The organism is Companilactobacillus bobalius, from assembly GCF_009764355.1.
The window spans coordinates 593909-615200 of record NZ_LNUA01000032.1; the positions used below are offsets into that span (position 1 = coordinate 593909).

At 33.5% G+C, this 21292-nt stretch carries 23 protein-coding genes and 4 pseudogenes; 12 read left to right on the forward strand and 15 right to left on the reverse strand.

The genetic code is table 11. From position 1 onward, the window contains the following. Nucleotides 1–90 precede the first annotated feature (90 nt). From ATN92_RS09930 to ATN92_RS18615, 5 genes and pseudogenes are all read right to left on the reverse strand, one after another. Nucleotides 91–432, reverse strand: a complete 342-nt coding sequence (locus ATN92_RS09930) for a hypothetical protein (RefSeq protein WP_056952670.1) — start codon at nt 430–432, stop codon at nt 91–93. Between the two features lie 11 nt (nt 433–443). Then, nucleotides 444–1193 (reverse strand): annotated as a pseudogene (locus ATN92_RS09935) (RsmE family RNA methyltransferase). Continuing rightward, nucleotides 1174–2091, reverse strand: coding sequence for a 50S ribosomal protein L11 methyltransferase (gene prmA, locus ATN92_RS09940; protein ID WP_056952674.1), 918 nt, complete (start codon nt 2089–2091; stop codon nt 1174–1176). Before prmA ends, ATN92_RS09935 begins: the two are co-directional and overlap by 20 nt. Before the next feature lie 63 nt (nt 2092–2154). Beyond that, nucleotides 2155–2556: a hypothetical protein gene (locus ATN92_RS09945; RefSeq protein ID WP_056952677.1), complete on the reverse strand. Its 402-nt coding sequence runs from the start codon at nt 2554–2556 to the stop codon at nt 2155–2157. Nucleotides 2557–2655: 99 nt separating this feature from the next. Further along, entirely contained in the window at nt 2656–2826 is a 171-nt protein-coding gene (locus tag ATN92_RS18615) for a hypothetical protein (RefSeq protein ID WP_169790146.1), read from the reverse strand. Between the two features lie 156 nt (nt 2827–2982). Between ATN92_RS18615 and ATN92_RS09950 the strand changes: the two genes are divergently transcribed. After that, a complete protein-coding gene (locus ATN92_RS09950) occupies nt 2983–3489 on the forward strand; it encodes an aminoacyl-tRNA deacylase (RefSeq protein WP_056952678.1) in 507 nt (168 codons plus the stop codon). A gap of 49 nt (nt 3490–3538) precedes the next feature. Here the strand turns inward: ATN92_RS09950 and ATN92_RS19085 are convergent, their stop codons facing one another. Further along, the gene (locus tag ATN92_RS19085; RefSeq protein WP_087721244.1) at nt 3539–3670 is read right to left on the reverse strand and encodes a hypothetical protein; all 132 of its coding nucleotides are present in this window, start codon (nt 3668–3670) and stop codon (nt 3539–3541) included. Between the two features lie 157 nt (nt 3671–3827). Between ATN92_RS19085 and ATN92_RS09955 the strand changes: the two genes are divergently transcribed. Then, on the forward strand, nt 3828–4007 hold the full coding sequence (locus ATN92_RS09955; protein WP_056952680.1) for a hypothetical protein: 180 nt from the start codon (nt 3828–3830) through the stop codon (nt 4005–4007). 67 nt (nt 4008–4074) lie between these two features. Here the strand turns inward: ATN92_RS09955 and ATN92_RS09960 are convergent, their stop codons facing one another. Beyond that, nucleotides 4075–4248: a hypothetical protein gene (locus tag ATN92_RS09960; RefSeq protein ID WP_158106701.1), complete on the reverse strand. Its 174-nt coding sequence runs from the start codon at nt 4246–4248 to the stop codon at nt 4075–4077. A 99-nt stretch (nt 4249–4347) separates the two neighbouring features. Here ATN92_RS09960 and ATN92_RS09965 point away from each other — a divergent pair, with 99 nt between their 5' ends. From ATN92_RS09965 to ATN92_RS09970, 3 genes are all read left to right on the forward strand, one after another. Further along, a complete protein-coding gene (locus ATN92_RS09965) occupies nt 4348–5376 on the forward strand; it encodes a M20/M25/M40 family metallo-hydrolase (RefSeq protein ID WP_158106702.1) in 1029 nt (342 codons plus the stop codon). A 66-nt stretch (nt 5377–5442) separates the two neighbouring features. Further along, nucleotides 5443–5568: a hypothetical protein gene (locus ATN92_RS19090; RefSeq protein ID WP_267901947.1), complete on the forward strand. Its 126-nt coding sequence runs from the start codon at nt 5443–5445 to the stop codon at nt 5566–5568. A gap of 265 nt (nt 5569–5833) precedes the next feature. Then, the gene (locus ATN92_RS09970; RefSeq protein WP_056952683.1) at nt 5834–6154 is read left to right on the forward strand and encodes a DUF4260 family protein; all 321 of its coding nucleotides are present in this window, start codon (nt 5834–5836) and stop codon (nt 6152–6154) included. A 12-nt stretch (nt 6155–6166) separates the two neighbouring features. On the opposite strand, the gene ATN92_RS09975 is transcribed toward ATN92_RS09970, so the two are convergent. Both ATN92_RS09975 and ATN92_RS09980 read right to left on the reverse strand, forming a co-directional pair. Beyond that, nucleotides 6167–6823 carry an alpha/beta hydrolase gene (locus ATN92_RS09975; protein WP_158106703.1) on the reverse strand — a complete coding sequence of 219 codons (657 nt, stop codon included), beginning with the start codon at nt 6821–6823 and terminating at the stop codon, nt 6167–6169. Nucleotides 6824–7209: 386 nt separating this feature from the next. Then, on the reverse strand, nt 7210–7779 hold the full coding sequence (locus ATN92_RS09980; protein ID WP_158106704.1) for a TetR/AcrR family transcriptional regulator C-terminal domain-containing protein: 570 nt from the start codon (nt 7777–7779) through the stop codon (nt 7210–7212). Nucleotides 7780–8021: 242 nt separating this feature from the next. On the opposite strand from ATN92_RS09980, the pseudogene ATN92_RS09985 reads away from it, so the two are divergent. Next, nucleotides 8022–9320, forward strand: a pseudogene (locus tag ATN92_RS09985) (YhgE/Pip domain-containing protein). 205 nt (nt 9321–9525) lie between these two features. Here ATN92_RS09985 and ATN92_RS09990 read toward each other — a convergent pair. Then, nucleotides 9526–10041 (reverse strand): MarR family winged helix-turn-helix transcriptional regulator, encoded by a 516-nt coding sequence (locus ATN92_RS09990; protein ID WP_056952689.1) that lies wholly within the window; start codon nt 10039–10041, stop codon nt 9526–9528. Nucleotides 10042–10188: 147 nt separating this feature from the next. On the opposite strand from ATN92_RS09990, the gene ATN92_RS09995 reads away from it, so the two are divergent. After that, a complete protein-coding gene (locus tag ATN92_RS09995; protein ID WP_056952690.1) occupies nt 10189–11124 on the forward strand; it encodes an ATP-binding cassette domain-containing protein in 936 nt (311 codons plus the stop codon). Between the two features lie 17 nt (nt 11125–11141). After that, on the forward strand, nt 11142–11918 hold the full coding sequence (locus ATN92_RS10000; protein ID WP_056952692.1) for an ABC transporter permease: 777 nt from the start codon (nt 11142–11144) through the stop codon (nt 11916–11918). A 55-nt stretch (nt 11919–11973) separates the two neighbouring features. Here ATN92_RS10000 and ATN92_RS10005 read toward each other — a convergent pair. After that, a pseudogene (locus ATN92_RS10005) lies at nt 11974–14145 on the reverse strand (Tex family protein). Between the two features lie 190 nt (nt 14146–14335). Here ATN92_RS10005 and ATN92_RS10010 point away from each other — a divergent pair. Both ATN92_RS10010 and ATN92_RS10015 read left to right on the forward strand, forming a co-directional pair. Beyond that, a complete protein-coding gene (locus ATN92_RS10010; RefSeq protein WP_158106705.1) occupies nt 14336–14869 on the forward strand; it encodes a GNAT family N-acetyltransferase in 534 nt (177 codons plus the stop codon). A 187-nt stretch (nt 14870–15056) separates the two neighbouring features. Beyond that, a complete protein-coding gene (locus ATN92_RS10015; protein WP_056952698.1) occupies nt 15057–15830 on the forward strand; it encodes a hypothetical protein in 774 nt (257 codons plus the stop codon). A gap of 49 nt (nt 15831–15879) precedes the next feature. Here ATN92_RS10015 and ATN92_RS10020 read toward each other — a convergent pair whose 3' ends face one another. The 3 genes and pseudogenes from ATN92_RS10020 to ATN92_RS10030 form a co-directional block, all read right to left on the reverse strand. Next, nucleotides 15880–17253, reverse strand: a complete 1374-nt coding sequence (locus ATN92_RS10020) for an MFS transporter (RefSeq protein WP_158106706.1) — start codon at nt 17251–17253, stop codon at nt 15880–15882. A gap of 174 nt (nt 17254–17427) precedes the next feature. After that, nucleotides 17428–17724: pseudogene (locus ATN92_RS10025) on the reverse strand (ArsR/SmtB family transcription factor). A 60-nt stretch (nt 17725–17784) separates the two neighbouring features. Next, nucleotides 17785–18348 (reverse strand): winged helix-turn-helix domain-containing protein, encoded by a 564-nt coding sequence (locus tag ATN92_RS10030; RefSeq protein WP_056952704.1) that lies wholly within the window; start codon nt 18346–18348, stop codon nt 17785–17787. A gap of 114 nt (nt 18349–18462) precedes the next feature. Here ATN92_RS10030 and ATN92_RS10035 point away from each other — a divergent pair, with 114 nt between their 5' ends. Continuing rightward, nucleotides 18463–19686 (forward strand): MFS transporter, encoded by a 1224-nt coding sequence (locus ATN92_RS10035; protein ID WP_056952706.1) that lies wholly within the window; start codon nt 18463–18465, stop codon nt 19684–19686. A gap of 28 nt (nt 19687–19714) precedes the next feature. Here the strand turns inward: ATN92_RS10035 and ATN92_RS10040 are convergent, their stop codons facing one another. Then, nucleotides 19715–20098: a VOC family protein gene (locus ATN92_RS10040; protein ID WP_056952708.1), complete on the reverse strand. Its 384-nt coding sequence runs from the start codon at nt 20096–20098 to the stop codon at nt 19715–19717. A gap of 115 nt (nt 20099–20213) precedes the next feature. Here ATN92_RS10040 and ATN92_RS10045 point away from each other — a divergent pair, with 115 nt between their 5' ends. Further along, a complete protein-coding gene (locus ATN92_RS10045) occupies nt 20214–21209 on the forward strand; it encodes an ROK family protein (RefSeq protein ID WP_056952710.1) in 996 nt (331 codons plus the stop codon). Nucleotides 21210–21292: the final 83 nt, after the last annotated feature.

Consider the following 21292-nt stretch of genomic DNA (forward strand, 5'->3'; position numbering starts at 1 on the left):
AATCGTTTTACCGAAATATTGAAAATTACTATAAGTCTATTATATAACAATAGTCCACAATCATATGACTGTGGACTATTTAATTTGGAACTATTTTTGTTCATCTTCAAACAAGAAATATATCAAGATACTTAATACCAAATATATTCCAGCTAAGAAATAGCCATATCTTCCATACTTTACAAAAACACTGATAACAAAAACTACTGGAAAGATGACTAAATTATAGAAAGACAATCCATATTTTCTTGAAAACCAACCAATAAAGCCAGCAAACAAAATATTAATGATAAAGAATAGCCAAATAATACGATTTGTTCTACCTAAATGAAACAAATTAAACAAAATTGGCATAATAAAAACCAAAACAATAGAGATCAAAGTGATATAAGTCGTTTTCGACTTTTCAACCATTTTCCAAATATTTTTCACGTTCTATTTCCTCATTTTACTGTTAATTCATATTTATATGATAGCACTGATAGAAAGTACATGGGTGCTGTTTCTGCACGCATGATTCTTGGTCCTAATCCAACCGATAGGAATTCCTGTTGATTCAAGAAATCATGTTCATCCAATCAAAAACCTTCTTAAGGTCCAATCGTACACATAATTGATTTTGGTTCTTTTTGTAAAGTTTGCGCTAAAAGACTGATTTCTCCCTTTTTAGCTGATTCTTCATAGGCAATTAAGTTGGTATCTTCTTTCATATCAACCAATTTATCTAGCTTATCAAGATAAACTACTTCTGGAATGATTCTTCTCTTAGATTGTTGTGCAGCATTTTTAGCAATTTCTTGTAAACGAACTAACTTCTTTTCAACGACATTATTCTTCCAATGCATAATAGAATACTTTGAGTTGAAAAAAATAATCTTCTTAGCACCTAATTCGGTTGCTTTTTGAGTGATCCATTCAACTTTATCCTTTTTGGACAATGAACAAGCTATTGTTACCCCAATTGGTAATTCAGTTGTAGAACGATTGTCTTTTTCAATTGCTACTGTCAAATTAGAATTATCATTATCAATTTCTGTAACAGTGGCCTTAAAGAGACTTTCAGTATTATCTACTAAATAAACCACATCGCCTACTTTGTGACGTAAAACTTTGACGATATGTTTGTAACTTTCTAAATCATTAATAACAAACTTATCTTCTTCAATTGTTTCTTTAACGAAGTATTGCTCCATCTTCTGCCTCGAATTCCTCTTTTCTTCTGCAAATTAGAGTTGACCAGCCTTTGAGGTGGAAAACCTCTAATACAACAAATCCACGTTCTGCCATCTTTTCAGTGATTAACGCTTCTTTTTCATTAATAATACCAGATAAAATTACAAATCCGTTATCATTTAAATGAGAATCAATTTGCGGAATAAATTGCAAGATGACATCAGCCAACATATTAGCAACGATCACATCTACTTTTCCATCAACACCATCTAATAATGAATTCTCAAAAACTTCAATATCTTCGCATCCAGGATTTAATTGAATGTTTTCTTTAGCTGCTTTAACCGCAACTGGGTCAAGATCGAACGCCTGAATATCCTTTACACCTAATTGTCGAGCCTGAATCGACAAAATACCTGAACCAGTTCCGACATCATAAAGTGACTTGGCATCGCCTAAAATCAATTCTAAAGCTTGCATACAAGAATACGTTGTTGGATGTGTTCCTGTCCCAAAGGACTTGCCTGGATCCATGACAATGATATGTTCATCTGCATGTTTAGGTTGGTAATCGACCCAATTAGGAACAACTGTCAAATAGCGACTAATCTTAACTGGATGATAATACTTTTCCCATTCATTTTGCCAGCTACTATCGTCTAACTCACTGACAGAAACTTCAACACCATTGATATTAAAACCAAATTGCGTCAATTTATTAATTTGTTGTTGTAATTCATTAACAATCTTTTCATCATATGTATCTTCATCAAAATAGGAATTAATTTTTGTTTTTACATCTTTATTTTCATCATCGACCATTTCCGTTCCATTAGCACCAACGCGCATGAAAACTTCGGAAATAATTTCAGGGTCGAAATCATTTGGTATTGCAACTGTTACTTTTTTCCAAATCATAGTGTTCCTCCATTAGTAATAAGATTACTAAAATTCGACCATAAAAAAAAGACGTTTAGCAGCTTAATTTGCTAAAAGTCCAATTGCATTCATAAATTCTATTTCTTTTTGATGAATTTTTCGTTTGGCTTGCTCTAACTTAATATGATCAATTCGGTTGCGGTCGGTATCCAAGCAACTTATAGCATCAATCACTTCCACCAAATAATCATTAAGTTTCTCTGTTAGTTGACTATTTTCCAGGTGATATTTTGCAATATAACTCTCACATAGATCAATAAAGCGATGAACATTTGAAATGTAATTATCGGCTAAGCGAGAATAAGTTTCATAACGCAAAGCTTCTCCCCTTTCAATTACTTTCATTGTCTTGAAATGTTCTGTAAAGACCTCCCGATATGTCAGAAAACGATCCAATAAAACATTTGTTTCTAATAAGCGATAATTATTATTAATAGCTCCCATGATTACACCTCACTTCGTTTTCAATATAATATCATATGTTTTTGTTTATGAAAAGCATTAGTTTTAATTAATAAAGAAACTTATAAAAAAAAACAATCCTTATTTCTCGGATTGTTCCTTTTTGTCAACGACCATCTTACGTAAAGATTCATTGTTTTTAAATAATTTTTGAGCCTCAGATAATTTTTTAGGACTATTCTTAATTTCTTGTGAAATTTTACTAAAATCATTTTCGGCAGGATCTTCTTGATGTTTTTTAAACAAACTCATACTAATCGCTCCTTATCCTGTTGCTTAATTATATAACAATAGCTTTAAAATAAAACAATCTTTTTATGCCAACAATTCTTGATTGCTTTCAAAAATTAATAGCTTTGTTATTATATACTAAGTAAGAGTTAAGTTTTAGGGATTGGTGACGAAAAAATGAGTAAAAAGAAGAAAATACAAAAAACATTAGTAGAAAAAATTCTGGATAAGAAAAAAGTTGATTATGAACCTATGACCTTTGCAACTGAAACCGACGGTGATACTCAAGAGTTGGTTACTGATGAAAGTACGCGCGACGGTTATAAAATTTACAAGACATTAGTTCTGACTGGTAATAAGACTGGCCCACTAGTTGGCATGTTGCCATTAGATAAACATCTAAGCTACAAGAAATTAGCTAAGATCTCTGGTAATAAAAAAGTTGGCATGGTTCCCCTTAAAGACTTGATTAAAACCAGTGGATTTGAACATGGTGCTAACAGTCCTGTCGGCATCCGTTCACTGCACAATTATCCTATCTACTTCTCCAAAGAAGCTGACGAAGCTGAAAAGATCATCGTATCTGCTGGGAAAGTTGGTCAATCCTTACTAGTTGAACCTCACGACTTGGCTAAAGCCGTTGATGCCGAATTTGGTGATTTTGCGGTTGATAATCCAGAATAACAAAAAAGCCGAGATGAATATCATCTCGACTAGATAATTTATAAAATTATTATGCAGCTTTTTGTTTTAAATTAGCAATTGCTTTTTGAATGGTTGTACCGTTACCATAACGATTGCTATCATTAATATCAACTGCTGTGAATAATTGATCGTTTAGATCTAATAGAATTCTGTATTTCATAATTATTCACGCCTCCTTTATGTTCCGTGTTTCTTATAGAGGGTAGCGACTGTGGATTATAATACAGGCTATAGAATTTAAAGTCAACCAAAGTGTCTCACTTGACTTTAAATCAATTATGAATAAGAATTGTCTTACAATAAAAAAGGAGAATTCAATGAACAATATTTGGAAGTATGTTTTAGGCTTCTTTATAGCCTTGCTACTATTTTCGTTTTTCATTCATATAATTTTACCATTGGTCGTTATCTTGGCTATTATTGGTGGAATTCACTACCTATACAAGAAACACCAAAGGGACAAATATACCCCTGAGGGACGTAAAAAAGTTAATTAAAAATACATTTTAAAAACAAACAAATCCCACTGCAATAGCTGTACAAGGCTACTACAATGGGATCTTTTTATTTCTCTACTTTATCAACATAATTTTCAGTTTTAGTTAACAGTAATAGTGCCCCTAATACCGCTGCCGAAATCAGGTTGGAATTGCTGAACCACTTAAAGATAAAACCTAATACTGCAATAACTAATAGCAAAATTCCCAACCAAAGGTCTAATTTCATTAATAATTTCATTTAATACATCCCTTTTATTATTATTTTCAAATAAAGAATACTAAAATAGTAAGTGAAACATTTATTAAGAACATTATACATTATCTTGGAGGATTAAAAATGGACAAAGCACAAAGACTCAGTGTTCTAGATGACTTAATCAAACTAGAGACAGTTAATGATCGTGAAGAAATCGTCGCTAACTATCTTAAAGATTTATTTGAAAAACATGGTATCAACGTTGAATTAAATAAATACGCCGATAATCGTTATAATCTAATTGCAACCATCAAAAATAATGATGGCCCTATCCTTGGCTTTACTGGTCACGAAGATGTTGTCGCAACAGTTGATGACAGTAAGTGGAATTACGGACCATTCAATCCTAAACATATCGATGGTAAAATTTTTGGTCGTGGCTCTTCTGATATGAAGAGTGGTCTTGCCGGTCTTGCCATCGCTTTGATTGAACTAAATGATGATCCTAATTTTAACGGAAATATCAAGTTCATTGCAACTGTCGGTGAAGAAGTTGGAGAAATTGGTTCCGAAAAACTTGCTAAAGAAGGCTATGCTGATGACTTAAATGCCCTTGTTGTTGGTGAACCAAGTAACTCTTCTTCCCGTCTAGTTATGGAACAATTGATTGACAACGGATTAGTTGAAACTAATGGTGCTAAACCTGAAACTAGAATTGCAGCTTTTTGTGCCCATAAAGGATCAGTTACATATAAAGTTGTTTCACATGGTAAAGCTGCTCACAGTTCAATGCCTGAAGTGGGAATCAATGCCTTAGACAACTTAATTACCTACTATAATAAACAAGCTGAATACTTCAAGAATTTAGTAGTTACCGAGGATGACGTTCTTGGTACAACTAAACCATCAGTAACTGTTATGAATGCCGGTAAACAAGAAAATACTATTCCAGATTATGCAGAAATGACAGTTAAAATCAGAACAATTCCTGAATATGGTAATGACAAAATCATTTCCGAATTAAAAGATATGATCGACAAGATGAACCAAGAGAATCCACGTATGAATCTTGAATTTCAATTGAAGAGTAGCAACTGGCCCGTTAAGACTGATATCAATTCAGACTTCATTCAATTAGTGCGTGATAGCATAATTTTCAGCTTTAGTTAAGGCATCGTGATTAGCAAATTCCAACAAATGTAATTTCAATTTGCTATCACGCAAAATCATATTCACATGGATGTCGTTGTTGCCGGACCTGGTAATGAAAGTGCTCATCAAATTAATGAATTTGTCTTTGAAGACGACTATTTGCAATATATTGATATCTACAAGACTCTTGCTGAAAAGTATTTTGCTTAATCCATTTAAAATGTACTTTATATTACAAAAAACTACTAACCTATAAATTTTTGAGGGTTAGTAGTTTTTTTATCTAAATAGGATACTTTTTCATGACAGTCCTTAGTTATGATTTTCATGTTTTATTTTAATATCGAAAAGCAATAACTTATATTTTGTAAATTCTGAAGTATTCATATTTTTTCCTGCCTAATTCCTTTATTTGACTTGGTTGTTAGGTCCCATGTTATTTTATTTTTAAATAAATTCATAGGAGATGTTCTTGATGACGAAAATCTATCGTTATGAATACGCTTCACTATCCATTACTCTATTAATCGTTTATAGCCACATGGGAAATTGGGGGTTGATACCTATTCAATATTTAATTCCCGATATTACTGCATTGGGATTTTTCATTTCCACCAAGACAGGTGAGAAAGCTTATAACTTATCTCATACGTTACTCTTACCACTTATTCTGTTATCCGTAAACTTAATAACTAAATCAAATAACTTATTTACCAGTAGCATGATTATTTGGTTACTCCATATTTCGATAGATCGAACTCTTGGCTGGAATTTATTTCCAAGAAAAACAATGTAGTTCAGATTTCAATTAGTAAAATGTTTTGGTTTCAGCCAAATTATTAAATAAATAGTTAGAAACAATCCCAATAACTTGTCTATTTTCTGGCAAATCTGAATGGCTAGTGTTTTCTCCGGTTAAGGTAATCTCAGTAAAATATCTAACCTGAGATTGATAAATATATTTCCCACTATAAACAGAATCTACCTTGACTAGACCATCGGTCGAATAGTTTTTAGCGCCAGCAATTGAATAAATTGTAGTATTATAAGGAATCTTATTGCGGTTATGAATTAGCTCACCCAACATTTTTGATCCACGCAAATTATAAGGTGTCGCAATCGTCATCAAACAATCGAGATGCATTCTTGAAATTTTAATATACTTTTCAATTGCTAATGTCCAGATTAAACCACCATTCGAATGTCCAAGAGCCCTAAAATTTGTAAAGCCATACCTAGCTTGTAAACTTTGCATAACTTTACCAAGCAACTTAGCCTGTTGATTGATATTCCGATATCCATCACGATTATTTTGAAAGGACACCACTATGATAGGTTGATTATCTATACTTAAAATTCCACCATGAAATTTCATTTTACCGTTCTCGTCCACTTCGACTTTTAAAACACTATGTCTAAAATGATTCTTTTCTCTTGGTAGATTGGAAATTAAAACCCAAATCATTGTGATCTACGCCGATGAACCAGGAACCATGACAATCGGCGACATATAATTTGAATTGAATATCTGCATTATCTTTGATGATTGTTCTACAAAGCCACTAGCTAATAAAATAAAAAAAAGAAAATAAATTATCCATTTCATATTTTTCTTAAGCATCGTTAATTACCTCAACCTTGATAAGTAATATTGAAAGATAACTTTTCTTATTTCAGTACAGATAATAAAACCTAGATACTAATTCAACAATAATCAAAGATGAACACTCTGTTGATTAAATAATTTTTTAAACCGTTTATTAATCAGTTGCTTATAGACAATTTCATGAATTAAAACTGTTCATTTATAAAAAATAAGGCTAGACAAATTCGTTATAAATTTGTCTAGCCTTATTTGCATCGATTGGAAAGTTGTTCAGGATTCAATGTTCTCGTATAGATAAAAATATCGTAAATTTTTTGAGGCTTTAATACAGGAGTACCTTCAAGCCAATAGATCAAAAAGTCCAATATCCCCTGCGACAGGAGTTCATTAGCATAATTTTTTGGCAATTTATCATCATTTTCTGTGGCATTAGATGCAATAGATAGCACTAAATTTTTAATATCTTTAACAAATTTGGAATCATAATCCTTCAACAACAATATAGACAATTCTTTTTGACGATAGAGATATTTGAATAATTGTAAAAAAGCATTATTCTTATTCAATGATTTATCTAAACTTGGTTTCTTATAATTTGAAAATATATTTTGGATATCCAAAATTATTTCTTTTTCATATTGAGATTTCAAATCATATTTATCCAAATAGTGAATATAAAAGGTTCCACGATTGATTTTAGCATCTTTAATCAAAGCGCTAATCGCCAACTTATCAAATCCTTCAGCACTAACAATTTTGATAAAGGCCCGTTGAATTTTCATTTCTGTTTTTAATCTTTTTTCATTAGACTCCATCAGAGAACACCTCTTAAATGAACTGACTGTTTATTTAAAGTCGATAATAATCCAAAATAATTTAAATTCAATAAATAAACACTTCTCGTATTTTTGTCACCGATACAACACAAGCATATTTGGATTTATTTAAAAATACAGTCATATCCACTCAACACTTTATCTGTTTTTGCATATTGCTCCCTCAATATTAAAAATCTATTATGCGGTTGTATAAAAAATTATTGAAGGAGATTTCAATCATGTTTAAATCAGAATGGAAATACCTCATAAATAATAAAAAATTTTTAATAGTGTTATTGGCAATTGCTTTAATTCCTGCCATTTACTGTTATATCTATCTCTCTTCAATGTGGAATACCTATGGGAAAGTAGATCATATTCCAGTAAACATTGTTAACGAAGATAAATCAGTAGTTTTCAATGGCAAAGAAATTACGATTGGTGATAATTTAACAAGAAGTCTCAAGGATAAAGATACCTTTGATTTTGAAGAGACAAGTTCAACAAAGGCTGAACAGCGGTTGCATTCAGGTAAATCCTATATGACCATTATTATTCCCAAAGACTTTTCTAAAAATGCAACCACTTTACTTTCATCACATCCTCAAAAAATGAAAATTAATTATAAAATCAATTCTGGTCAGAACTTTATTGTTTCTAAAATAACTACCGGAGCCGCAACCAATGTTAATCAAAAGGTATCTGAACAAGTAACATCTACATATTCAAAAGTTATTCTCAAAGCTCTAAGTGGTGCTCAAAATGGTATGGTCGAAGCTGGGACAGCTACTAATCAGATATCCAGTCAATCACTGATAATTTGCATTACAGAACCAGAAATATGACCAGCTGCAGCTTTGCTAAGCGGAGCCGCCAGATTGAATACAATTTCTAAAAATGACCAAACAGCCGATCATTTGGCAACTCCTATCTCTGAACATTTAACCGATATTAATAAAGTACCTAATAACGGTACTGGAATGGCTCCATTTGCAATCGCACTTGGCCTCTATGTTGGAGGAATTGCTTTAGGAACCATGTATGACAATGATCCCCGTAAGAAACCAACTTCAGCCTTGGGTTGGTGGCTATCTAAGGCCTCTGTTGTCACAACAGTTGGCATCGTTCAATCAGTTATTCTATTTTTCACTTTGACAAAATTGAATAATTTACAGGTTAATTCTCAATTTAATTTATTTGGTGAGTTGATCTTGGGTTCATTATTATTTCAATCATTGATTTTTTGTTTAAGTACACTTCTGGGAGGTGTTGGTACTTGGTTGGTATCAATTATCTTAGTCACCCAAGTAGTTTCTTCTGGAGGATTATATCCAATGCAATTAGTTGGACATTTTGCTCAAACCATGAATCAGTGGTTACCAATGACTTATCTTATCGATTCATTACGTTCAACCATTTCTACTAATTTAAGTATTCAATCCGATATTCTAATAATGATTGCCATGATCATTGGATTTAATGCCCTATCGATTGCCAAATTTCACTTCGTAATGCTTCATGAACCACTTGAAATTTAATAAAAAGTTCCAAAATAATAGGTCGTAAACTTAAAATTCTAAGTTTGCGACCTATTATTGTAATTACCAATAAAATTCCATCCAAATTTTAAATCAGTTAATCTATCTAATGATGCACTTCAGTAAATAACTATTCTTCTATCCCCAGATTATGTTAATTAAGTATTCTGTAACATATATTTATCACCAATTTTGAGTTAACACTTTAATCATCTGTATGAATTTTGGTCAATACGTGATTCAACATAAGTTGATGATATTTATTATGCAAAGTTGGATCAGCATCTTTAATATCAAGATACATTTGTTCATTTATTTTATCCAAAATATTATTAAGCTGTAACAATTCCTCATCATCTAAAGCTCTTAAGTATTTTGGAATTACTTGCATTCTTTTTTCAATTTCCAATTGACCATTATCAGTCAAACTAACAATCGTCACACGTTTATCATTCTTTGATTTTTTACGCGAAACCAAGCCTCTCTTTTCAAGTTTACGAACAAATTCGGCCATCGATTGAGGCGTCATGTTAAGTCTATCTGCTAAAACTTTTTGTGGCAAATTATTATCGTCTGACAATGCTAACAGTATCTTTCCCTGACCTTGAAATAACATTTTATAATCATTTTTGTGTTGCACGTCATCTTCAGCAATGTTTTGTAACATGCTAAATTCAACCAACTTACCTGCCGTTTTTCCCTGATCAATTAAATTTGTCATCGTTATGTAGCCTCCAATTTCTTATTATACGTGAATATTCAATTTAATTCAGGTCCACCTGATTATTTTTCTTGATTTTTAATCAGGTAGACCTTATAATCTGTTTTTATTAGGTATACCTGATTAACTTTTGAAGAGGTCATTAAAATGCAAAATAACACTGCCATTAACGTAGAACATTTATCTAAAGCATTCAACAATCAAAAAGTAGTCGATGATGTTTCATTCACCGTTACAAAAGGAGAAGTTTTTGGATTATTAGGTCCTAATGGAGCTGGTAAAACCACTATTCTTCGTATGATAACTACTCTATTAAAACCAACTACTGGTAATATAACTATTTTTGGTCATGATATCAAAAAAGAAAGTAAACTGGCACGATCAACTTTTGGAGTAACTGGTCAATACGCTGCCGTGGATGAAGATATTACTGCTAAAGAAAATTTACTAATTTTTTCTAGATTGAATGGTCTAACAAAAAAAGAATCACAAGCTCGAACTGATGAGTTACTCAAAGAGTTCTCACTTGAAGCAAGTGCCAATAAATCAATTAAAGAATTTTCTGGTGGTATGCGCCGTAGATTGGATTTAGCAATTAGCCTAATCACACGACCAGAGATAATTTTCTTAGACGAACCTACAACTGGTTTGGATCCACGAACACGCACGCAAATGTGGGATACAATTCGAAACTTGGTAAACCATGGATCAACAATTTTTTTGACAACACAATATCTTGAGGAAGCTGATAATTTAGCTGATCGAGTTGCAGTGATTGATCATGGTAAATTAATTAGAATTGGTACACCTGATGAATTAAAAAAGGAAACAGGTGAATCAAGAGTATCTTTAAAGGTAATAAAGAATAACGATATTCTTCTTGCTGCCAAAATCCTTCAAAACGCATTGAATTCGAAGCCACAGATACTCAACAATACTATTACTATGAAATTCAAAATGACTGAACAAATAATTGATGGACTATCTCAACTAAATACAGCCAAAATAAACGTTTCAAATTTAACCATTCAGGAACCATCCCTAGATGATGTCTTTATGGCTCTAACAATTGGTAAAAATTAAATACGGAGAAAAATATAATGGAAATTAAAAAAAATCGTATTAGCATAATGCAAAATATTAATACCATGGCCTATCGTAATCTTCTAAAAACTCTACATAATCCTGATCATTTAATGGATGTTCTAATTCAACCAGTTATGTTTATGATACTTTTTGGTTATTTATTCGGTGGCGCCATTGCTGGAGGAGTCCATGCCTATCTGCCAATAATCGTTCCGGGAATATTAATACAAACTATTCTATCTGCCGCTTCAGGTTCTGGTACACAACTCAAAGAAGACATGGAAACGGGAATCTTTGACCGTTTCAAAACATTACCCATCGCCCATATTGCTCCCCTTGCTGGACAATTGCTGGCAGATATTTTACGATTGGTCCTTGCAGTTATTGCATCACTTACAACCGGTTATCTCATGGGGTGGCGTCCAAATGTAGCATTTGGATGGATTATTGTCATCATATTAATCACTGTCTTTACTGGCTGGGCTATATCGTGGATCTATGCATTTATCGGTTTAATGGCAAAAAGTGCAACTATGGTGGAAAGCATTTCTTTAATGACGATGTTACTATTATCATTCTTATCAAACGCTTTTATACCGATCAATACTTTGCCTAAATTTTTACAGATAATTGCTAATTTAAATCCGATGACACATGTGATTACCGCTATTCGACAAATTTTGGCAACAGGAGCCTTTTCAAATGCCGCATGGATTGTTCTTTTATTTGATTTAGGTATTGTACTAATTTTTGCTTCTTTAACAGTCTGGGCATATAACAGACAAAATTAATTTAAAAATAAAGGACCAATGTTGGTCTATAAACCGGCATTGATCCTTTATTTTATTATTTTTGATTTTCTTTACGCATAGTTAATTGAATTCGATTACGATCTTGATCAACACTAAGAACCCAGACAGTAACAATATCACCAATTGTCACCACGGTACTAGGATCACTGACGAAATGATCTGATAATTGTGAAATGTGAACTAGTCCGTCTTGCTTAACGCCAATATCAACAAAAGCACCAAAATCAATTACATTACGAACGGTACCTTGAAGTTCCATCCCTGGTTTCAAATCGGCCATAGTCAAAACGTCTTGACGTAACAATGGTGCTGGCATACTATCACGCAAGTCACGTCCCGGTTTACTCAAACCAGCGATAATATCTGCCAAAGTTGATTCACCGATATCTAACTTTTCAGCCCACTGTTTTTGATCTAGCTTACCTAATTTCTGTTGTAGCTCCGGTGTTCCAATAGAATCAATTGTTACATTGATACCTGACAACAATTTTCGAGTAGCAGCATAACTTTCTGGATGAATATCTGTATTATCTAATGGATCACTACCAGCAATGATTCTCAAGAAACCAACCGACTGTTGATAAGCCTTAGGTCCCAATCGAGGAACAGATTTTAAATCTTGACGTTTAGAGAACGAACCATTTTCATTTCTATAAGTCACAATGTTTTTGGCAGTAGAACCTTATCGTAAGCTCCAAAACCATTTTCAACGATGAACAAAGGTTTATACATTCGAGTTTTCTTGGTTAACAGCAGTCTCAACAACACGATCCAATTGTTCATCCAGTTCCTTTTCAGGTACATCGTGTTGATATTGACCAACACCAATAGCTTTCGGATCAACTTTGATCAATTCAGCTAACGGATCTTGCAGGCGACGCCCAATACTGACAGCCGAACGTTCTTCAACATGCAAATCAGCGAACTCCTTACGAGCATTGGCGCTAGCAGAATAAACGGATGCTCCAGCTTCGTTAACAATCACGTAATAAACCGGATGATCTAAAGTTTTCAAAATTTCACTGACAAACTCTTCAGATTCACGACTGGCAGTTCCATTACCGATAGCAATCATTTCTACATGATATTTTTCCAGTAATTTTTTGAACTCTGGACCGGCTTCAGCACGTTGTTTACTGCTAGCGGGTTTATGTGGATAGATAACTTGTTTAGTCAAAAAGCGACCATTTGCATCCATAATTGCCAATTTACAGCCTGTTCGATAAGCCGGATCAAATCCCATGACTACTTTTCCTTTTAAAGGTGCCTGCATCAAAAGATGGTACAAGTTGTTACCAAATACTTGAATAGCATGTTTATCAGCCTTATCGGATATTTGACGGCGAAGTTCACGTTCAATCGATGGACCAATGAAACGTTTATAAGCATCAGCAAAGGCTACTTCAACTTTTTCTACTGCTGGTCCTTTATGACGTCTGACTAAATGTGAATCTCCATAATGCAAGATTGAAGTATCATCAACTGTTATTCCTACTGTTAAAATCTTCTCACGTTCACCACGATTTATTGCTAAAACACGATACGGTGGAACCTGTTTCAAAGCTTGCGTGAATTCATAATAAGTTTCATAAACCTGTTGTTCATCTTTATCCTTAGCGCCTCGTTTGAGTTTACTAGTTAGTTCTCCGTGAGCCCATGTATAACCACGAATCCATTCACGGAAGTCAGCTCGTTCACTGAAATCTTCGGCTAAGATCTCGTTAACTCCAGCCCAAACCGATGTCAGATCGGGTAAATCTTTATCTGTAGAAATAAAAGTTTTTGCTTTAGCATCAAGTCCACGTTCAGGAAAAGTCATTAACCACTTAGCCAATGGTTCCAATCCTGCTTCACGAGCTATGGTAGCCTTGGTACGGCGCTTTTGTTTATATGGAAGATATAAATCTTCAACTTGTTGCAAAACTGTAGCCTGTTCTAATTGTTGTTTCAAATTAGGCGTTAGCTTACCCTGCTCTTGAATCAATTTCAACACATCATCACGACGTTGATTTAATTTCATTAGCCGATGAGCTTCATCTTCAATATCACGAATAGCGACCTCATCCAAAGTTCCTGTTCGTTCCTTACGATAACGGGCAATAAAAGGTACTGTATTGCCTTCATCTAAAAGTGTTAAAACTGCTTGAATCTGTTGCACACGATACTGATTTAATTGTTGGTGAACTGGTTTGGCCAGATCAACCATGTTATTTTTATTTTGTTTTGACTTTATCTTTAAAAAACGAAAAGGGACTTAACATGCGCACCGCGTCTTCAATTATACCATGGTCAATTCATAATTCAGTCGCTCACCTACACCTAAAATTTCATCCAAATATCGTCAAGAAAAATTAAAGTGATAAAATTAAATTATCTTATTTATACGGAGGACCAAAATGAGTTCAATCTACATCAAGCGTGCACAAATTACAGATTTAAAGGAAATAATGAACATTATTAGTCAAGCTCAAGCAATGTTGAAAGCAGTAGCGAAGATTTCAGCATCAACGCCGTCACTTTCAGCAGCTTCTTTCAAAAATGATACTAGTAAACATCTTGACAGGGCCCTAATGGTCGATAACAAGGTTGCCGGAACAGCAACTTTAATTGTTGCCGATGATCCTAATTATCGTGAAATTACTGATGGTCAATGGGAAAACAATACTGACCCTTATGCAACTATTCATCGTATCGCCATTAGTGGTGATTTTGCTGGTCAACATTTGGGTAAAATCTTTGTTTCTAATCTTATTAGTCAGTCTTATCAAAACGGCGTTCATAACTTTAGAATCGATACTCATAAATTGAACAAAAGAATGCAACACTTGGCTACTAGTGCCGGTTACGTTCATCGTGGAAAAATTTATGTTAGTGAACCCGCTGCCAATCACGAGGATAATGCTCGTTTGGCTTTTGAATTGAATCTATAATTTGTACAAAAATAGGATGTGAATTTGAGGTTAATCAAATTTACATCCTATTTATTTTGTATTGTCTTCGAGGCCAAATACAAATATCTTTATATATAATCTAACGAATAAAAATTTTTACTGTTTTTTGTTGCTAGAGATTTTTCCTTAAGTAATACTTTTAATATTATTACTTAAGGAGAAATACATGAAAAAATCTTTGCTACTAATTATGCTTCTAGCAATCATCTTTCCACTTAGTGCTTGCTCAAGTAAAAGAACCAAAGTATCAGAACCACAAAAGTTACCTGAAAGCCAACAGATAGCTGTTAATTCAAAGAAATGGGAAGAGCAAACTAAGGACCTAGCCGTAGTTCATAATTCACAATATTCTGACGACTACGCTGGTAGTGTTCATTCAGTCGCCGACTTTAAGAAAATTAATTCAGAAACTTGGGTTATCAAGGCAAAGGTACTCAATTTAGGCAAAGTTATTAATAAAAAACACTCTGCTTCAGAATTACCACCAGTTTTTACACGTGGCGAAGTCAAAGTAGATCAAGTGATTGGTGGTAGTAACAAGCTGAACAAAAAAATAATCAATCTTGTCTTTTGGGGTGGTATAACTTCCAAAGATAATAGTTTTTCATTTACATCCAACAAGGGAATTAAGAAATTCGACCATCCCGTATTAATACAGGACGATAACGCTCCCTTACCTAAAATTGGTTCTGAAATTATTCTAGCCATTCAAAGTGTTGATTGGCCATATTATTCTAGCTATGAACATTTAGATGAAAATGGTTTTAAAGAAGACACCACTTTCCAACCGGTCATGGCTAACATTCATTTCTGGGTCAAAGAACCTGGTGCTAAAGAATTTGTTTTGAATAATTCTTTGATTAAGAATAAACAAGATGCATCCCCAATCATCATTGAAAAAAATATGACTGATGAAATAAATCAAGAATATAATAATTAATCTTTATAACGAAAAACTTCCGGGCCAGTATACTCGGAAGTTTTTTATTTCAATTATTATCCTTGACCCAAAACGAGAATAGAATACCCATGAGTGACATCAAACCAGCACACATCATGGCAGCACGAAAACCATTGGTAAATGAACTAACATCTATAGTATTGCCAAATCTATAAAATACAATTACTGAAATAGTGGTTCCTAAGGCACCACCCATCAATCGGAAAACATTATAAATTCCCGATGCTTTACCAATAGATGTAGGATCAACTGCTCCTAAAACAGATTTTTGTAAGGCTGGTCCTGCCATTGAAAGTCCTATACCAGCCAACGCCAACGGAATTATCATGATTAAATAAGAACTTTGTTCAGTAACCAAAATTGAAAGCAACAAATAACCTATTCCCTGCAAAATAAGTCCTAAAGTCGCTATCAACTTTTCTCCAAATTTATCTACTGCCTTACCGGCAAAAGGAGCCACTACAACTAAAGTTCCAGTCCAAGGTAAAATTTCCAAACCTGTAGTTAAAGAGTCTGCTCGCCCAACAACTTGAAGAAACTGCGGTAAAAAAAATACCACGCCATACATTGCTGCATACAACAGAAAAGTTGCTACGTTCCCACCGGTAAACGCCTTTGAACGAAAATATTTTATTTGAGCACTGGAAATATCTTGTTGATAAGGACGAACAACAAACCAGATCCCTAAGACTAAACTTAAGATACCAACCAAGGCTGATATAACTTTTGAACTGGCAGCAGTTATTTCTGACAAGGACCAGATAATACCCGCTGAAGCGAAAATGACTAATAAGGAGTCCAACAGTCCAATTTTGTCACTATTACCAGTACTTTCTGGCAATATCCGTTTTGATAAATAAATTGCAACTAGTCCAATAGGAACATTGTCTAACGGCTTGAATTGCCAAGTTAGTTTAGCAACAATTAGGCCACCTAATGATGGCCCAATATGAATCTTAGCTCCAAGCTCCTTGAAAATCTTTGTCGTCACGGCTCCTCGTTCTGAATAGGAAAAATTATTGGTTAAAATTGCCATAGACATCGGCGTCATGACTGAGGCACCGATTCCTTCAATTATTCGAGCAACAATCAAAACGTTAATATTACTGGACAATGCACAAAATACCGAACCCAAAGTGAAAATGAAAATACCGATATTATAAATTCTTCGGCGACCAATTCTTTCACCCAAGGAAACACCAACCAGCAATACGGCACCAATTGTTATATTGTAAGCATTCAAAGCCCACTGCAAAGTATTCACTGAAATATGAAAATCTGTTCTAATTGCGGTTGAGGCTGTCGTGACAATCATTGAGTCCATCATCGACATGAAAAATCCTAGTGACGTTAATATCAATATCCAGGTGGAACTAATCCTTTTATCAGTGGTTGCTTCCATTTGAATCTCCTCTGTACAGTATTTTAAAATAGTTCAAATATTTTTGAACTATTTAACATTATCATTCAGTAAAATTTGTGACAATAAAAACCGTATAAAAAAAAGACGTCATTAAAACGTCATTTTTTGAGTAATTCAAAGATACCAATGAATTCAGCCATTTAGGATAAATATTTAAATATTCCGATAGAAATCAGTCACATATTTATCAAACGTACTTTTGTTCAAAGTAACGTATTTTTCACGAGCTTCTCGTCGTGTATTAATTAACCCCGCAGATTCCAACAACATGAATTCTTACGACAATTTGCTTTTGCTGATATCAACTGCTCTTCCCACTTCACCACAGGCTATCTCGTGATCAGTATGTTTCAGATATTCAATAATTTCTAAACGAATCGGGTCAGCTAGTGCTTTAAAAATTTGAATTTGTCTATCATCTATTTGATTTTTCAATTTAGTATTTACCATATTTGTTATTTTACTTGAGATTTAATCGGTTATTCAAGACGTTAGCTCAAAAAATCTTGTCTACCATTTTTCCAACTGAATCTTAACATGGCGCTTATTTTTTGAATCGGGATTAGGGTCATTTTTTTCGGCGTTATTTAATACCTTGAACAAATCTGTCATGACCTTTTTTTCACCTTCTGGAGATAAATCTATCTCCCCATGTGCTGAAGTAGTATTGTCTTCATCGGTTTCACTGTTTATAGTTTCTCTCAAAGCGCTAATGAATTCATGATGTTGCAACATCACTAATTGAAGTGTTTGTTCAGCGTGTTCTTTAATCCAATCATCTGAGAAATTTAAAACATTATCATCATCCGCGATATATTTTGTTTTTTGATTCAGAAACAAACTGGAATAATAATTCTCAGTTAAATTCTTAATTTTCTCTTGTTTAACAATTTTTAAAAGATCAGCATCCATCATTTTATTCAATGTGTAATATAGCTGATTATTGGGGATTTTAGTGGCCTTTGAAATCTGTTTGGGAGTTAGTCCCTCTTCAGCTTTAGTGGCTTTTAAAATTTTGCCAACTTTGTCGTCGACCATTAATTTGGCAAATTGATCTACTGTAACTTTGGACATTATTTTCACCTCTTTATCAGCATAAATGTTTGACAAATTGAAATCAAACAATTAAAATTCATTTATCATTTAAATTAATTTAAACGTACAATAATTTTAGATGGACGTGATAATATGAAAAATTTAGTTAAGAACCAAGCTTTTATGACCTTAACTGGTGCTGACTTTTTTGAAACTATCGGTACGAGCTTATTCAATATTATTTTATTAACTTATGCACGTAGCTTTGCTAACGCCAGTATCATGGTTTCCATTGTTTCAGTTGCAACAGTTATGCCTGGTGTCCTCGGTATCGTTACCGGACAAATTGCTGACCGAACTTCTAACAAACGTGTTTGGCTAGCTAGTACCAAATTTATTCAAGCTGGACTCTATTTACTTTTGGCTCTATTAATTACTCAAAAACAAGTCTTCTTACTAATGATTATTATCCTAATTAACATCTTTTCAGATATTATCGGTATGTACAGCAATGGTTTACGTATGCCAATTATTCAAACTAAGATTGACCGTGAATTTCAAGAAGAAGCTATGGGTATCACTCAAGGTATCTTGACTATCATGCAAACTGTCGGTCAAGCCATTGGCGTCAGCTTATTAGCCTTAACAAATGACTATCAACTGGCCGGCTATATCAATGCTTTAACCTTTTTAGTTGCTGGTATTATTCTAATTTTTGGGTACGATTCTCTCAAAGTTGAACAAATTAAACATAAGTCACCTTCCATTCATAAACTTTTGGCCCAAATGAAACAGGCGCTCGAAAAAGGTTCGGACACTAATGCTTGGGCTTTACTGGGCAGTATTTTCTTCATGAATGCTGTTGGGTCCAGTCTAGATGCCGTTATTAATCTCTACCTAGTTGATCAGGGAAATAAATTACCTCTTCCCTTCAGTGTAAGTGTACTAATTATCAACACTGTTCTCGTAGCTGGAACAGTGTTAGGAAGTGTTTTACATTCTGGATGGTTTAAAAATTTATCTTTCAGGTCAGTCATGATCACTTGTGTCGCAACATTGGGACTATTCTATATTAATCTCTTAAGTTTAAAGAGTTTTATCCTTATCATTATTTCTATGGCTATTGGTGGTTTCTGTATGGGTCAAGCTAATCCCAAATTAACGGCCGCCCTATTGAAAACTGCTGATGAAGAAATTATCGGTAGTTTAACTGGACTAATGAATACAGTTTCAATTATTTCAATGCCTTTAGGTACTATTGGTATCGTTCTAATCTACAATTTAATCAATCCTGCCTTAGCATATATTGTATCGATGATACTACTAGCTTTATCAGCCGTTTGTCTTTTACTACCTAAAAAAGGAAACGAGAATTAATCTCATTTCCTTTTTTCATACAATTATTTTAAACAGTCAATTCAATCTGGTTTCCTTCAGGATCAAGAATAACACTTTCGTAATAACCATCGCCTGTTACTCTTGGGCCACTCAAATGAGTGTATCCATCGGCTTCTATACGTGCAGATACTTCATCAACTTTTTCTTTTGAACCCAATGACATAGCCATATGCATGTATCCTAATGGATACCCATTTAACTTATCTTGATTCAAATCCTCACGGGTACATACTTCCAGTCTTGCTCCATCTTCGAATGTTAAAAATCTTGAAGAAAAAGTAGTTTTAACATTATGATATTTTTCAGAAGCAGTTGCTCCAAAATATTTTTCATAAAATGAGACTGTTTTTTCTAAATCATTAACAAAAAGTCCAACGTGTTCAATTTTCATACTATTACTCCCCAGAAAGTTTTTTAATTATCTTTATAAACTTAGTTTACTAAGCTGCAAAATTAATATACCATTGATATATGGAATTGTCTAGAAGAACCAAGGAGTAAAATTCATGGATAAAAATGTCCCCGAACTTATGAGAGAAAGAAATTTTAATGTCATTATTCAAACCATCATTCAAAATGGTCCTCTTTCATCTAAAAAAATAGCTGACAACACCGGATTAAGTGTCGTCAGCATTAATAAATTAATTAAAATTCTTACCGAAAAAGGAATTGTCACTAGCAGTCTGCAAAAAGTTTCAACTGGTGGTAGACGGGCAATACAATATACCATTAATGGCAATAACTTTAATCTATTAACCATTCGTATTTTAGAAATAGATCAAAAAATGATAGCAAAATTAGAAATCATCAATTTAAATGGAGGCATTATCTCTAACAACAATTTGCAAAGAGAAATCGTACATCCCGAAGATCTATTACAGTCCATTGAAGAAGTGTTGCAAAAGCAAAAGATAACGCCAAATTTAATTATCATAGGAACCTCCGGTGTAGAGTCAGCTCAAAAAATGATTCTAAGCGACATCCCCGGATTATCCGAAGTAAATTTGGAACAATATCTTTTTGAACACACTAATATTACCGTCAAAGTAATTAATGACGTTAACGCTATGGTTTTAGGAGTCAACGGAAATAATCAAAAAGATAATATTATAGGAATCTACTATCCCAAAAACTATGCTCCAGGAGTCGGCTTATTAATCTCCGGTAATCTTGTTTTAGGCAAATCAGGAGCGGCTGGAGAGATATCCTTGGGACCATCTTATAAAAATACTCACTACCCAATGAAGCAAGATATTTTTGAGGAATATTTATTAAATGATCTTCAAAGCATGATTGCGCTACTAGACCCCGACAAAATAGTAGTCTTCTCTCCCGATAGAAAAATCGATAGGAATAAACTATTAAGGAATTTGCATGACCGAATTCAGCAGATATCGGAAACCACAATTGATTTTGATGAGAATATTGATCAAGCTTATCAAAACGGTTTAATAAATTATGGTAGAGAAAAAATTTTTGAAAGTATAATTAAAAATATTTAATAGAATCTCATCATACTAAAGTAAATATCAAGCTCTGAAGGATCATACTTCCCATTATTCTTTTTACACGAATAATACAAATC

Coding starts and splice junctions, on each gene's coding strand:
- ATN92_RS10015 (WP_056952698.1), top strand. CDS start 15,057: ATGAAAAAATCTTTGCTACTAATTATGCTTCTAGCAATCATCTTTCCA.
- ATN92_RS09960 (WP_158106701.1), bottom strand. CDS start 4,248: ATGAAATTATTAATGAAATTAGACCTTTGGTTGGGAATTTTGCTATTA.
- ATN92_RS10020 (WP_158106706.1), bottom strand. CDS start 17,253: ATGGAAGCAACCACTGATAAAAGGATTAGTTCCACCTGGATATTGATA.
- ATN92_RS09945 (WP_056952677.1), bottom strand. CDS start 2,556: ATGGGAGCTATTAATAATAATTATCGCTTATTAGAAACAAATGTTTTA.
- ATN92_RS19090 (WP_267901947.1), top strand. CDS start 5,443: ATGGATGTCGTTGTTGCCGGACCTGGTAATGAAAGTGCTCATCAAATT.
- ATN92_RS10010 (WP_158106705.1), top strand. CDS start 14,336: ATGAGTTCAATCTACATCAAGCGTGCACAAATTACAGATTTAAAGGAA.
- ATN92_RS10035 (WP_056952706.1), top strand. CDS start 18,463: ATGAAAAATTTAGTTAAGAACCAAGCTTTTATGACCTTAACTGGTGCT.
- ATN92_RS19085 (WP_087721244.1), bottom strand. CDS start 3,670: ATGAAATACAGAATTCTATTAGATCTAAACGATCAATTATTCACAGCA.
- ATN92_RS10000 (WP_056952692.1), top strand. CDS start 11,142: ATGGAAATTAAAAAAAATCGTATTAGCATAATGCAAAATATTAATACC.
- ATN92_RS09970 (WP_056952683.1), top strand. CDS start 5,834: ATGACGAAAATCTATCGTTATGAATACGCTTCACTATCCATTACTCTA.
- ATN92_RS09990 (WP_056952689.1), bottom strand. CDS start 10,041: ATGACAAATTTAATTGATCAGGGAAAAACGGCAGGTAAGTTGGTTGAA.
- ATN92_RS09955 (WP_056952680.1), top strand. CDS start 3,828: ATGAACAATATTTGGAAGTATGTTTTAGGCTTCTTTATAGCCTTGCTA.
- ATN92_RS09975 (WP_158106703.1), bottom strand. CDS start 6,823: ATGATTTGGGTTTTAATTTCCAATCTACCAAGAGAAAAGAATCATTTT.
- ATN92_RS18615 (WP_169790146.1), bottom strand. CDS start 2,826: ATGAGTTTGTTTAAAAAACATCAAGAAGATCCTGCCGAAAATGATTTT.
- ATN92_RS10045 (WP_056952710.1), top strand. CDS start 20,214: ATGGATAAAAATGTCCCCGAACTTATGAGAGAAAGAAATTTTAATGTC.
- ATN92_RS10040 (WP_056952708.1), bottom strand. CDS start 20,098: ATGAAAATTGAACACGTTGGACTTTTTGTTAATGATTTAGAAAAAACA.
- prmA (WP_056952674.1), bottom strand. CDS start 2,091: ATGATTTGGAAAAAAGTAACAGTTGCAATACCAAATGATTTCGACCCT.
- ATN92_RS09965 (WP_158106702.1), top strand. CDS start 4,348: ATGGACAAAGCACAAAGACTCAGTGTTCTAGATGACTTAATCAAACTA.
- ATN92_RS09950 (WP_056952678.1), top strand. CDS start 2,983: ATGAGTAAAAAGAAGAAAATACAAAAAACATTAGTAGAAAAAATTCTG.
- ATN92_RS09995 (WP_056952690.1), top strand. CDS start 10,189: ATGCAAAATAACACTGCCATTAACGTAGAACATTTATCTAAAGCATTC.
- ATN92_RS09980 (WP_158106704.1), bottom strand. CDS start 7,779: ATGGAGTCTAATGAAAAAAGATTAAAAACAGAAATGAAAATTCAACGG.
- ATN92_RS10030 (WP_056952704.1), bottom strand. CDS start 18,348: ATGTCCAAAGTTACAGTAGATCAATTTGCCAAATTAATGGTCGACGAC.